The following is a 12,067-nucleotide window of genomic DNA, read 5'->3' as shown; positions in this document are numbered from 1 at the left end:
GCTGCCCGGCCGGGACCGGGATGCGAAGATCGCCGGACAGGCGCGGCGCCGCGACGACGGCGGCCGGTGCGCAGCGGATCGGCGTCCCTCGAAGGAGACAGCGATGGCGGACCACCTCTTCCACCACGACCGGATCACCGTGAACACCATCCCGGCCAACGGGATCGAGGTGTGCGTCCGCGAGGTGGTCGAGCGCCAGGAGGGCCGGCCGCTGGTACTGGTGCACGGCAACGTCTCCTCCTCCCCGTTCTTCTTCCCGCTGATGACCCGGCTCCCGGCGGGCATCCGGCCGGTCGCGATCGACCTGCGCGGGTTCGGCGGTACGTCGACCGCTCCGGTCGACGCGACCCGCGGGCTGCGGGACTTCGCCGACGACGTGTGGGCCACGATCGATGCCCTCGGTCACGACGAGGTGGACCTGCTGGGCTGGTCGATGGGTGGTGGTGTCGTGCTGCAGATGCTCATCGACCGGCCGTCCGCGGTCCGCACCGTGACCCTGGTGAACCCGGTGTCCCCCTACGGTTTCGGCGCGACCCGGGCGGACGGGACGCTCGCCTCGCCGGACGCGGCCGGCTCCGGCGCCGGCTCGGCGAACACCGAGTTCGTCCGCGCCCTCGCCGACGGCGACACCTCCGACGCCGCGCCGTCCTCGCCGAAGGTGGTGCTGCGCTCCTTCTACGTCGCGCCCGGCTGGGACGGGGAGGGCGAGGAGATCTTCGTCGCCTCGATGCTGTCCACCGCGACCGGCGAGGACAACTACCCGGGTGACTCCCGGCCCACCACCACCTGGCCCGGCGTGGCGCCCGGCGACCGCGGGGTGCTCAACACGATGGCGCCCACCCACCTCGATCTGACCGGCGTGGTGGACATCGACCCGAAGCCGCCGATCCTGTGGCTGCGCGGCGATGCGGACCAGATCGTCTCGGACACCTCGATGTTCGACCTGTCCCAGCTCGGCGCGCTGGGCGCGGTGCCCGGCTGGCCGGGGGCCGACGCCTCCCCGGTCCAGCCGATGGTCACCCAGACCCGGACCGTGCTGGACCGCTATGCCGACGCCGGCGGCAGCTACCGCGAGGTGGTGTTCGAGGGCGTCGGCCACAGCCCGCACATCGAGCGCACCGACGAGGTGGCCGAGGTGCTGGCCGACCACCTGCTGGACTGACGACCGACCGGGAGTCAGGCGAACTTGCGGCGGTAGACCCGCAGGGCGAGACCTGCTGCCAGCACCAGGATCCCGACGCACCAGGCGAGCGCGACCCAGATGTCCGTGCCGACCGGTTGCTCGTCCAGCAGCCGGCGCAGCGCGTCGACGATCGCGGTGACCGGCTGGTGCTCGGCGAACCAGCGCACCGGCCCGGGCATGGTGTCCGTCGGCACGAACGCCGAGCTGATGAACGGCAGGAAGATCAGCGGGTAGGAGAAGCCGATCGCCCCGTCCTGCGAGCCCGCGGTCAGGCCGGGGATCACCGCGAGCCAGGTCAGCGCCAGGGTGAACAGCAGCAGGATGCCGATCACCGCCAGCCATGCACCGACGCCGGCCGAGGTCCGGAACCCCATGAGCAGGGCCACCAGCACCACCAGCACGAGCGAGAGCACGTTCGCCACCATCGATGTCAGCACGTGTGACCACAGCACCGAGGACCGGGCGATCGGCATCGACCGGAACCGCTCGACGATGCCGCTCTTCATGTCCAGGAACAGCCGGAAGGCCGTGTAGGACACCCCGGAGGCGATGGTGATGAGCAGGATCCCGGGCAGCAGGTAGTTGACGTAGTTGCCCGGGCCGGCGCTGATCGCGCCGCCGAAGACGTAGACGAACAGCAGCAGGAACGCGATCGGCATCACCGAGGTGGTGATGATGGTGTCCGGGCTGCGCGAGACGTGCCGCAGCGAGCGGCCCAGCAGCGAGCCGGTGTCCCGGATGACGTGCGTGGTCATGACTCTCCCTTCCCGTGCCCGGCAGGGCGCCCGGTGAGCGCGAAGAAGATCTCCTCCAGCGAGGGCTGTTTCTCGACGTAGGTGACGGTGGCCGGCGGCAACAGCGCGCGCAGTTCGGCGAGCGTGCCCTCCACCAGGATGCTGCCCTCGTGCAGGATCGCGATCCGGTCGGCGAGCTGCTCGGCCTCCTGAAGGTACTGCGTGGTCAGCAGCACCGTGGTGCCTCGGCCGGCGAGATCCTCGATCGTGGACCAGACCTCGATCCGAGCGGCGGGATCCAGCCCGGTCGTCGGCTCGTCCAGGAAGATCACCGCCGGGTCGCCGACCAGGCTCATGGCGATGTCCAGGCGGCGGCGCATGCCACCGGAGAAGGTGGACACCTTCCGGCCACCGGCCTCGGTGAGCGAGAACCTGGACAGCAGGTCGTCGGCCACCGCACCGGGGTCCGGCAGGTGCCGGAGCTTCGCCATCAGCACGAGATTCTCGCGACCGCTGAGGATGTCGTCCACCGCGGTGAACTGCCCGGTCAGGCTGATCGACTCCCGGACCTGCCCGGCAGCAGTGGTCACATCATGGCCGAGCACCTCCGCGGACCCGGCGTCCGCGCGCAGCAGGGTGGCGAGGATGCGCACCACCGTGGTCTTGCCGGCGCCGTTGGAGCCGAGCAGGGCGGTGATGCTGCCCGGTGCCACGTCGAGGTCGACGCCGCGCAGCACCTGGTGGTCGGCGAAGGACTTCCGCAGCCCGCGGATGCTGATCGCCGGTGGCGCGAGGACCGGAGCACTCATGGCGCACCACCGGACTTCTGTGCCTCCCGCACCGCGTCGGCGAGCTTCTTGCGTTCCTTGGTGATCCACTGCCCGCGCGGGTAGTTCCGCTGGAACGCCTCGGCGAACTCCACCACGTCCTCGCCGACGATGCCGGCGATCGGTGTGCCGTCGGCGACGCTCTGCTCGAACAGATCGGCCAGGTCCTCCAGCATCGCCAACAGGTTCGCGCCGTCACCGGGACCGGTGACCATCAGATAGCGCTCCAGCGCCCCGACGGTCTCCCGGTAGCCGGGCGGGAGTTCCTGCATCCGGGCCTTGTACTGCCGGTAGCGCTTCTTCTCCTGGAACATGCCCGAGATCGACATCATCGTTTTCACACTCCTTCTCGGTGGAGCTGGTCCAGACGTTCCGACAGGAAGCTCCAGGTCCTGCGGAACTCTTCGAGTTGTTCACGACCGCGGGCGTTCAGCGAGTAGACCTTCCGCGGCGGGCCTTTCTCCGACGGCACCTTCTCCACGTCCACCAGGCCCTTCTGCTCCACCCGCACCAGCAGGGCGTAGATCGTGCCCTCGGCGATGTCGGTGAATCCCTGGTCCCGCAGCCACGCGGTGATCTCGTACCCGTAGGCCGGGCGCAGCGCCAGGATCGCCAGCACGATGCCCTCCAACGTGCCCTTGAGCATCTCCGTCATCTGTTTGCCCACAACACCTCCCACATTCCGCACGGCTGCCGGCGAGGTACTCAGCAGCACTGACTACCGGTACATAGTAGCGCTGACTACCGATCGCGCAAGGGGGTTGTCAGGGGACGTTCGATCAGGACCCGGCGACCACCGAGCGCCGGTAGGCGGCCGGTGTCACTCCGGCCACGCCACGGAAGTCGGTGGTCAGGTGCGCCTGGTCGGTGTAGCCGAGATCAGCGGCCACGGAGGTGATGTCGAGATCGGGACGGGTGGCCAGCAGGCGCGCCACCTCCTGCAGCCGGATCCGACGGGCCACCCAGGTGGGGCCTCGTCCCAGGGTCGCCCGCAGTGCGCGCTGGACGCTGCGCTCCCCCGCTCCGACGAGCCCGGCCAACTCGGCACCGCCGGGTCGGTGGACGTCCGCCAGCAGCCGGTCCACCACGCGATTGGCCAGCAGGTGGAGCTCACCGGCCCGCGAGGCCGCCGCCGCTGCGTGGTCGTCCATCAACCGGATCCGTCCGGCGGCGTCCCCGGCCCGGGCGACGGCCACCAGCAGTGCATGCACCGCCGGGTCCGGATCGTCGGCGGTGACGGGTACCGTCCGATCGGCCACCTGCTGCGGGGTCAGCCCGCCCAGCAGCACGATCCCGGCAGGCCGCAGCCGGATGCCGAAAGCCGTGCCTTCACCGCTGATCTCACGGACCCAGGCCCGGGAGTGCACCCCGGTCAGCACCAGCGGCGCCGGCACCTCCCCCGATTCCAGGGTCAGTGTGATCGCCGGGAACTCGATCACCCGCTGCCGGATCGACTCCCCCGGCGGTAGCCGCCAGCTCACCTCCCAGTACCCGTCCACCAGCGTCGCCGCCGCCGGCGACGGGGAGTACCGGCGGGCCGCGAACCGGGGCAGGTTGGCCGGGTGCAGCACACCGTGCCGATCCCTGGGAAGGATCGGTTCCTCGTCGCTCGTCTGCCGCACGTCGGAATTCTGCAAGACCGGGCCGACACCGCAGCACCAGGATCGATCCGGACCGCATACGGAGGGACCGGACATGGCACCGCACAGCACGAACTACACGAACACCTTCATCACCGTCGCCGCCGACTGCCCGGTGACCGCCGCGCAGGAGCCGCCGGACGGCAAGGGTCCGACGATCGCCTCCCTGCAGTTCGGGCTGCTCACCGCCCCCGGGGCCCGGATGACCTCCGACGACCTGCTCTTCACGGTGCAGGCGCTGCGCACCGGGGTGAAGGAGAACGAGCAGGCGACCGCCCGGACCGCCTTCTTCGACAAGCCGCAGGCGTGCCTGCGGTCCTCCCCGCTGGCCAAACGTTATGGCTGGGGACTGCTGCACGACGCCGACGGCCACGTCACGTTGCTCCCGGTCGGTTCGGCGGAGTACCGACAGGCGGCCGCCGACCCGGACCTGACGGTGGTCGCGGCGATGCGGTCGAAGCGGGCCTGACCGAGTGGGTCTGCCGGCCCCGGACCGGACCCGGGCCGGCTGCAGGGATCCGCTGTCGGCGAAAGCCGCTGGCCCCGGCCCAGGCGTGCGCGCACACTGCCCGGCATGGCAGAGGACGACACACCGACACTGTGGGAGTGGGCGGGAGGGACCGAGGCGTTCCGCCGGTTGATGGACGCGTTCTACGACCGGGTGGAGCAGGACGACCTGCTCGGCCCGGTGTTCCACGGTCAGGTCAGCGAGGCGCACCGGGCCCACGTGACGCTGTGGTGGGCGGAGGTGTTCGGCGGCCCGGCGCTGTACACCGAGCAGCACGGCGGGTACCCGGAGATGCTGCGCCACCACATCGATCTCGGGATCAGCGACGAACAGCGGTTCCGGTTCGCCACGCTGATGAGCCGGGCCGCCGACGACGCCGGGATGCCGGCCGACCCGGAGTTCCGGGCCGCGCTGGTCGGCTACCTGGAGTGGGGCACCCGGCTGGCGGTGGCCAACTCGCAGCCGGGCGCCGCGCCGGTCACCGACGCACCGGTCCCCCGCTGGGGCTGGGGTGTCGCGCCGCCGTGGACCGGCTGAACCACGGGCTTGACCACCGTTCGCGGGACAGGGCTCAGGTGCGGCCCTTGTTGTTGACCTTCGCCGCGACGGACCGGACCAGCCCGCGCGGGGCCAGCCGGGACAGCGTGGCGATGACCTTGTAGAGCGGCCCCGGGATCGACAGCGGCCGGTCGTGGCGCAGGTCGTCCAGGGAGGTGCGCACCACCAGGTCGATGTCGACGTAGAGCGCATCCGGGGTCTTCGTCATGTCGATGCCGGCCCGGTCGTGGAACTCGGTGCGGACGAAACCAGGGCACAGCGCCTGCACCCGGACACCGGTGCCGCGCAACGACATCGACAGTCCCTCGGACAGGCTGACCACGAACGCCTTTGACCCGGCGTAGGTGGTGCCGCGGCCGGCGACCAGGCCGGCGATCGACGCCACGTTGATCACCCCGCCGTGCCCGCGCTGCACCATGCCGGGCAGCACGGCGTGGGTCAGGCGCACCACGGCGGTGACGTTGAGGTCGATCTGTCGCTGCAGGTCGTCCGGGGTGCTCTCCAGGAACTCCTTGCCCAGCCCGATGCCGGCGTTGTTCACCAGCAGGTCGACCGGCGCGCCGGGCCGGGCCAGCCGCTCGGCCACCTCCTCCCGGTCGGCCGCGTGAGTCAGGTCCGCGGTGATCAGCTCGACCGTGGGCGCACCCAGCGTCAGCAGGGTGGCCCGGCGCTCCTGCAGCCGGTCGGTACCGCGGGCGACCAGCACCAGGTCGTACCCCTGGGTGGCGAGGTGGACGGCGAACGCGGCTCCGATGCCGGCGGTCGCCCCGGTGACGAGTGCGGTGGGCATCCGACCACCCTACGGACGGACCGGGGCGTCCGGGCGGGTCAGATCCAGTCGGTGAGGCGCAGCCCGCGCCCGGCGGCGATCACCCGCTCCCCGGCGGACCAGGCCTGGTCGGCCTCCTGGTCACCGACCCCGGCCCGGGCCGCCGACAGCAGCGGCGGCGTGGTCGGGTGCTGCGGCCAGGTCAGGCCGACCCGGCGGTCGTGCGCGGCGGCGGCACCGAAGCAGCGCAGCGCCTCCACCGGCCGCCCGGCCCGCACCAGGTGACCGCCGCGTTGTTCCAACAGCCCGCCGATGTTCTCCGCACCGATGGCCAGCGAGCAGCGCAGTGCCTCACCGGTCCAGCGCACCGCGGCCTCCGGGTCTCCGGTCATCGCGGACCCGATGGCCGCGGTCCCACAGGCGAAGAGCGTGGCCAGCCCGTTGCGGTCAGCACCGGGCCGGGCCAGCAGCGCCTCCGCCGCTGCCACCCCGGCGGCGGGATCGGCGAACACGCCGCCGGCGATCAGCACCGCATCGGCGATCATCGCCTCGTGATCGGCACCGACCGCCCGGCAGCGGTCGGCGGCCACGGTCGCGAGCCCGACGGCCCGGGCCCAGTCGTCGCCGAGCCAGGCGGCGCAGGCCATGTCGAGCAGTGCCCCGGCGGCGTCGACGGCCCGGCCGTCATCGGCGACGCCGTCTGCGGCTGCCAGCAGCACCGGCTCGGCGCGGGCGAAACAGTCTGCAGCGCGGTCGTTGTCGCGGGCAATGGCGTAGGAACAGCCCAGCGCCGCGGCGGCGGTCGCCGCGCCGAACTCCGACAGGCCCGGGTGCCGGTCGGCGGCGACCAGCCAGCGCCGGGCCTCCACGGCGTGATTGCGGTCGTGCACGTACCCGGCGAGGCGCGACAGCAGCAACGCGACCGGATCACCGTCCGGCGCGGTCAGCAGCGACTCGATCGCCGCACCCACCGACGCCCGGTCGGCGTCCAGTGCCTCGTACCAGGTCCGCTGCCCCGGACGCCCGCGCCGCGGGCCGTCGGCGACGAGCGCGACGACGTGTGCGTCGCGCCGGCCGACGATCTCGCTCATCTCCCCGGCTGCCCGCAGGGCGTCCGCCGCGTGCGCCCTGATCGGCAGCAGCTGGCGGAACCGGGTGGGCGCCCCCGGGCGGCCCGACGGTTCCACCGCGAGCAGCGACCGGCCGGCCAGCGCAGCAGCCAGGTCCGGCACGAGATCGGCGGCCAGCGGCGGGTTCCCGGCCACCGCCCGGGCCAGGCCGAGGGTGAACGGCGCGGACAGCGCGGACAGTCGGCGGTGCAGCACCTGCTCGTCCGGGCGACAGGTCCGGTGGCTCACCTCGATGCCGTCGTGCAACGTCCGGTCCGGTCGCGGGCTGCGCGGATCGCGGGTCAGCGCCCCGGGTTCGGCCTCCACCCCGGCGGCCACCTCGGCCAGGCTGAGGAACCGGGCGCGCCGGGCGGCGAGCTCGATCCCCAGCGGGAGGCCGTCCAGCGCCGCACAGATACGCACCACCTCGGCGATGTCGCCGGCATCGGCGGCGTCGTCCGACAGACCGGACCGGTCCAGGAACAGTGCCACGCCGGGGCTGTCGGCGCCGGCGCCACCGGGGACCGGGAACGGCTGGATCCGCACCACCGTCTCGCCGGGGACGCCCAGTTCCTCCCGACTGGTCGCCAGCACGGCGAGATCGACTGCAGTGGAGAGGATCCCGGCGACCAGGTCGGCGATGCCGGGCAGCAGCTGCTCGCAGTTGTCGACGACCAGCAGCGCCCGTCGGCCGGCCAGGGACGCGGCCAGCGAGCGGGCCGGAGAACCGGGATCGAGGGTCAGCCCCAGTGCGGCGGCCAGTTCCCCGGCCACCGCGGCAGGGTCGGCCACCGCGGACAGGTCGGCGAGATGCACTCCGTCGGGGTATCTCTCGTCGTCGACCAGGCCCGCCGCGCAGGCGATCGCCAGCGTGGTCTTGCCGACACCCATCGGCCCGACCAGGGTGAGCAGCCGGCCCGGCCGGACCGCTGCGGTCACCGCGTCGGACTCGGCGGCCCGTCCGATCGGGACCACCCGGCGGGCGGGCAATCCGGTGCCGGACAAGGCACCCGCGTCGACCGGGCCGGCCGGCGCGGCCTTCCGGGGCAGGTCCAGCGCGGGATCCTGACCGAGGACGGCGGCGTGCATGGCCACGAGTTCCGGTCCCGGTTCGACACCGAGCTCGGCGTCCAGCACCTGCCGTGCGCCGGCGTAGGCCGCCAACGCCTCCGCCTGTCGCCCGGACCGGTAGAGGCCGAGCATGTGCTGGGCCCGCAGGTGCTCGCGGAACGGGTACTCGTCGATCAGCGGCACCAGGTCGGCCACCGCCTCCTCCGGCCGTCCGGCCACGAGCAGCGCCCCGATCCGGATCTCCGCCAGGTCGATCCGCACCGCTTCCAGCCGCTCCCGGGCGGCCGCGATCCAGCCGGCGTCGGAGATCCCGTCGTACGGCCGGCCGCGCCACCGGCCGAGCGCCCGGGTGCTGATGTCCAGCGCCCGCGTGTGATCACCGGCGCGCAGGGCGTCCGTCGCGGCGGCCGCCTCGCGGGCGAAGGCCGCCGAGTCGATCTCCCCGCGTCCGGCCTCCAGCCGGTAGCCGGCGGCCTCGGTGCGCAGCAGACCGTCCGGGTCGCGCGGCGCCCGCGCCGGCTCGAGGGCCTTGCGCAGCCGCCAGAGCAGCGAGTCCAGCGCCGCCTCCGCCCGGTCCGGCGGGGCACCGTCCCAGACGGCGTCGATGAGGCCGTCCACCGTCACCACGTCGCCCTGCCGCGCCACCAGCACCGCGAGGACCGAGAGCAGACGGCGACCGGTGAGCCGTACCGGGATGCCCTCGTTCTCCACCTGCAGTGGGCCGAGGTCCCGGAAGTCCATGGCCGCACGCTATCCGGGCGCGACCTGCCGGAGAAGTGCCCGTCGTCCATGATCGGGATCAGCCCTGGTCCGTCACCAGCGGGCGCCGCTGCAGGAACACCGCCGCGGCCGCCGCCGCCAGCGCGAAAGCGACTGCCGCGCAGAGGAACCCGGCGGAGATGGCGTCAGCGGTGGTGTGCGGGGAGCCGTCGGACAGCCCCGAGGAGTGGACGCGGGAGACCACCACGCTGCCGATCACGGCGACGCCCAGCGTGCCGCCGAGCTGCCGCATCGTCTGCACCACGCCGGAGGCCTGGCTGCGCCGGTCCTCCCCGGCCCGGGCCAGCGCGTCGGTGTTGGTCGGCGAGAGGGTGAGTCCGAGGCCGAGTCCCATCACCACCATGCCGGGGATCTGCCAGCCGTAGGTGAGCGTCGGCAGCGCCAGCGTCCAGAGCACGGCGCCGGCCGCACACACCAGCAGCCCGGTCAGCGCCGGTGCCCGCACCCCGGCCCGGTCGAACCAGCGACCACCGATCTGCGCGGCGACGGTCAGCGGGATGATCAGCGGCAGCACCGCGACACCGGCCTGCGCCGGCGAGATCCCGAGCACGCCCTGCAGGTAGACCGAGCTGTACAGCACCATGCCCAGCAGGCCGAACTGCACCAGCGCCATCACCACGGCATCCCCGGTGAACCCGCGGTCGGCGAACAGCCGCAGCTGCATCAACGGGTCACGGCTGCGCAGCTGCCGGACCACGAAGACCGCGGTCGCCAGTACTCCTGCGGTGAGCAGCGTCAGCGTGACCGGCGATGCCCAGCCCCACAGACCCGACTGCTGCACGGCCACCGTGGTCAGTCCGAGACCACCGACCACCAGCACGATGTCGAGGACCGACAGCCGCCCGGCGGGCCTGCGCACGTTCGGCACCCGGGCGATCCTCACCAGCACCAGCGTCGCGATGCCGACCGGCACGTTCAACAGGAACACCGCGCGCCAGGACACGTACTCGGTGAGCAGACCGCCGATCAGCGGACCCAGGGCCAGGAAGATCTGGCTGATCCCGGCGTACATCGCCATCACCCGGCCGCGTTCGGCGGGCGGGAACTCGGCCATCACGATCGCCGCCGAGACCGGCACCATCAGCGCCGCCCCCACCCCCTGCAGGGCGCGGAAGGCGATCAGCACACCCTGGCCGGCATCACCGGTCGGGGCGAAGGCGCAGCCGGCCGAGGCCAGGAAGAACAGCGTGACGCCGACCCGGAAGGTGGTGCGGCCGCCCAGCAGGTCACCGGCCCGCCCGCCCAGCGCCACCAGCGCGGCCATCGCCAGCACGTAGGCGTTCGCCACCCAGGCGCCGCCGTGCGCGGACAACGGCAGATCCCGGGTCATCGAGGGCAGGGCCACCGCGACCACCGTCTGGTCGAGCATCACCATCGACAGCGAGCCGGTCATCGCGATCAGCACCAGCCATCGCCGTGGCGACAGCCCGGCCGTTCGTTCCTGGTCCAGCTCCTGCGTTCCCATCGTCTCTTCCCGCTTCCCTGATCGGTCCGGCGCAGCCCGGCGCTGCCTGTGCACACGGTGGCCCGGGGCTCTCACGGCGTTCTCTCACGTGCACTCACCCGGGGGATTGCCGGATGTGAGTGCGGCGTGAGAGCACGGACCTAGCGTCGGTCCCGACAGAGCAACAGGACACCGACACATCACGAGACGGGAAGAAGCACATCATGAGCAGGACCGAGACCTCCACCGCTGCAACGGCTGCCGCACACTCCGAGCCCGCACTGGGCACCGTGCTGCGGATCGACGAGGCCACCGTGCTGGTCCTCGGGCAGGAGCTGGACGTCGCCGCGGAGCAGCCCGACGTGGCCAACAGCCTGCTGCACCGGGTCGGTGACACCCTGTTCCTGGTCGACACCGGCGTGACCACCGAGTTCCGGACGGCACTGGTCGGTGCCGCGGACAAGGTCGGCGCCGTGGACATGGTCGGCCCGTGGTCCCGGCTGGTGGTGCTGACCACCCACGGCCACGTGGACCACGTCGGCAACAACGACCTGGCCGACGAGCTCGCGGCGACCCGCGGCATCACTGCCGAGCACTACCTGCCGGCCCGCGACCTGCCGCAGATCATCGACCCGGCCGGGTACTGGGTGCATTCCTTCGAGCGGGTGCCCGGTGTGGTGCCGCTGCCGGCGCCGCCCTCGCTGGCCGGCGCGATGGTCAACTCGCTGTTCACCCCGATGCACCCGTTCGCCGCCGTCACCCGCACCTACGAGGAACTGCCGCTGGAACGGATCCCCGTGGGGTCGGTCCCGATGACCGGCTGGACCTTCGCCGACGGCGCGGTCCAGGTGCTCCGCACCCAGGGCCACTGCGCCGGGCACGTGATCGTCCGGCTCGCCGACATCGGGCTGCTGCACCTGTCCGACGAGGGCAACGGGCCGTGCGGGATCATGGCCGACGCCGACCAGCTCAAGCTGCAGACGTGCCTCGGTGCGGTGCTGACCATGGCCCGGGAGGGCTGCATCGGCACGCTGACCGACGGCCACACCTTCACCACCCGCACCGCCGACGAGGCCGCGACCTACCTGGAGACCCTGCTGGACCAGGCCGTCGGGCTGCAGGAGGTGGCCCTGGACGTCACCCGCGGCAAGGACTCCGTCCGTCCCTCGGAGTTCGTCCGCGAGTACGGCAAGGGGGTCGCCGATCTGGGTGTCGGCGGCGCCAACCCGAGCCTGATGTTCACCGGGATGATGGGGATCAACCAGCTCCGGGAGATCGGGCTGACCCCGACCAGTGGGAAGGCGGACGCACCCTGGACCCGCCCGGAACTGGTCCGGGCCAAGCAGCCGGCCGGACGGCCGACCGGCCTCGCGCTGGTACCGGCCGCCGTGCGGATGATCCGGTGGAAGCTCGCCGGACGGGACCGCTGATACTGACCACCGTC

12 protein-coding genes are annotated in these 12,067 nt (G+C 72.5%); 4 read left to right on the top strand and 8 right to left on the bottom strand.

The genetic code is table 11. The features are described from left to right. Positions 1-103 precede the first annotated feature (103 nt). Positions 104-1,162, top strand: coding sequence for an alpha/beta hydrolase (locus tag GIS00_RS18880; protein WP_154769998.1), 1,059 nt, complete (start codon positions 104-106; stop codon positions 1,160-1,162). Positions 1,163-1,176: 14 nt separating this feature from the next. Here GIS00_RS18880 and GIS00_RS18875 read toward each other — a convergent pair whose 3' ends face one another. The 5 genes from GIS00_RS18875 to GIS00_RS29070 form a co-directional block, all read right to left on the bottom strand. Beyond that, entirely contained in the window at positions 1,177-1,938 is a 762-nt protein-coding gene (locus GIS00_RS18875) for an ABC transporter permease (RefSeq protein WP_154769997.1), read from the bottom strand. Beyond that, positions 1,935-2,726, bottom strand: coding sequence for an ABC transporter ATP-binding protein (locus tag GIS00_RS18870; protein ID WP_154769996.1), 792 nt, complete (start codon positions 2,724-2,726; stop codon positions 1,935-1,937). The genes GIS00_RS18875 and GIS00_RS18870 overlap by 4 nt, the downstream gene beginning before the upstream one ends. Next, positions 2,723-3,076, bottom strand: a complete 354-nt coding sequence (locus GIS00_RS18865) for a DUF1048 domain-containing protein (RefSeq protein ID WP_154769995.1) — start codon at positions 3,074-3,076, stop codon at positions 2,723-2,725. The genes GIS00_RS18870 and GIS00_RS18865 overlap by 4 nt, the downstream gene beginning before the upstream one ends. Positions 3,077-3,081: 5 nt before the next feature. After that, positions 3,082-3,411, bottom strand: coding sequence for a PadR family transcriptional regulator (locus tag GIS00_RS18860; RefSeq protein WP_407666885.1), 330 nt, complete (start codon positions 3,409-3,411; stop codon positions 3,082-3,084). Between the two features lie 112 nt (positions 3,412-3,523). Continuing rightward, on the bottom strand, positions 3,524-4,366 hold the full coding sequence (locus GIS00_RS29070) for a helix-turn-helix domain-containing protein (RefSeq protein WP_322098128.1): 843 nt from the start codon (positions 4,364-4,366) through the stop codon (positions 3,524-3,526). Between the two features lie 73 nt (positions 4,367-4,439). Here GIS00_RS29070 and GIS00_RS18850 point away from each other — a divergent pair, with 73 nt between their 5' ends. Further along, a complete protein-coding gene (locus tag GIS00_RS18850) occupies positions 4,440-4,853 on the top strand; it encodes a DUF6157 family protein (protein ID WP_154769992.1) in 414 nt (137 codons plus the stop codon). A gap of 105 nt (positions 4,854-4,958) precedes the next feature. Beyond that, positions 4,959-5,429, top strand: coding sequence for a group II truncated hemoglobin (locus GIS00_RS18845; protein ID WP_154769991.1), 471 nt, complete (start codon positions 4,959-4,961; stop codon positions 5,427-5,429). Between the two features lie 34 nt (positions 5,430-5,463). Here the strand turns inward: GIS00_RS18845 and GIS00_RS18840 are convergent, their stop codons facing one another. From GIS00_RS18840 to GIS00_RS18830, 3 genes are read right to left on the bottom strand one after another with little or no spacing between them, the layout of a single operon-like run. Continuing rightward, on the bottom strand, positions 5,464-6,240 hold the full coding sequence (locus tag GIS00_RS18840; protein ID WP_154769990.1) for an SDR family NAD(P)-dependent oxidoreductase: 777 nt from the start codon (positions 6,238-6,240) through the stop codon (positions 5,464-5,466). A gap of 38 nt (positions 6,241-6,278) precedes the next feature. Then, positions 6,279-9,140: a BTAD domain-containing putative transcriptional regulator gene (locus GIS00_RS18835; protein ID WP_154769989.1), complete on the bottom strand. Its 2,862-nt coding sequence runs from the start codon at positions 9,138-9,140 to the stop codon at positions 6,279-6,281. A 58-nt stretch (positions 9,141-9,198) separates the two neighbouring features. Then, complete coding sequence (locus GIS00_RS18830; RefSeq protein ID WP_154769988.1) at positions 9,199-10,644, bottom strand: DHA2 family efflux MFS transporter permease subunit; 1,446 nt, start codon at positions 10,642-10,644, stop codon at positions 9,199-9,201. A 203-nt stretch (positions 10,645-10,847) separates the two neighbouring features. Between GIS00_RS18830 and GIS00_RS18825 the strand changes: the two genes are divergently transcribed. Next, positions 10,848-12,053, top strand: coding sequence for an MBL fold metallo-hydrolase (locus GIS00_RS18825; RefSeq protein ID WP_154769987.1), 1,206 nt, complete (start codon positions 10,848-10,850; stop codon positions 12,051-12,053). Positions 12,054-12,067 lie beyond the last annotated feature (14 nt).

This window comes from Nakamurella alba (assembly GCF_009707545.1).
Classification (GTDB): Bacteria; Actinomycetota; Actinomycetes; order Mycobacteriales; family Nakamurellaceae; genus Nakamurella; species Nakamurella alba.
The sequence above is the reverse complement of the archived record's forward strand: the minus strand, read 5'-3'. Positions and strand labels throughout refer to the sequence as shown.

Coding starts and splice junctions, on each gene's coding strand:
- GIS00_RS18835 (WP_154769989.1), bottom strand. CDS start 9,140: ATGGACTTCCGGGACCTCGGCCCACTGCAGGTGGAGAACGAGGGCATC.
- GIS00_RS18870 (WP_154769996.1), bottom strand. CDS start 2,726: ATGAGTGCTCCGGTCCTCGCGCCACCGGCGATCAGCATCCGCGGGCTG.
- GIS00_RS18845 (WP_154769991.1), top strand. CDS start 4,959: ATGGCAGAGGACGACACACCGACACTGTGGGAGTGGGCGGGAGGGACC.
- GIS00_RS18880 (WP_154769998.1), top strand. CDS start 104: ATGGCGGACCACCTCTTCCACCACGACCGGATCACCGTGAACACCATC.
- GIS00_RS18840 (WP_154769990.1), bottom strand. CDS start 6,240: ATGCCCACCGCACTCGTCACCGGGGCGACCGCCGGCATCGGAGCCGCG.
- GIS00_RS18875 (WP_154769997.1), bottom strand. CDS start 1,938: ATGACCACGCACGTCATCCGGGACACCGGCTCGCTGCTGGGCCGCTCG.
- GIS00_RS18825 (WP_154769987.1), top strand. CDS start 10,848: ATGAGCAGGACCGAGACCTCCACCGCTGCAACGGCTGCCGCACACTCC.
- GIS00_RS18830 (WP_154769988.1), bottom strand. CDS start 10,644: ATGGGAACGCAGGAGCTGGACCAGGAACGAACGGCCGGGCTGTCGCCA.
- GIS00_RS18850 (WP_154769992.1), top strand. CDS start 4,440: ATGGCACCGCACAGCACGAACTACACGAACACCTTCATCACCGTCGCC.
- GIS00_RS18865 (WP_154769995.1), bottom strand. CDS start 3,076: ATGATGTCGATCTCGGGCATGTTCCAGGAGAAGAAGCGCTACCGGCAG.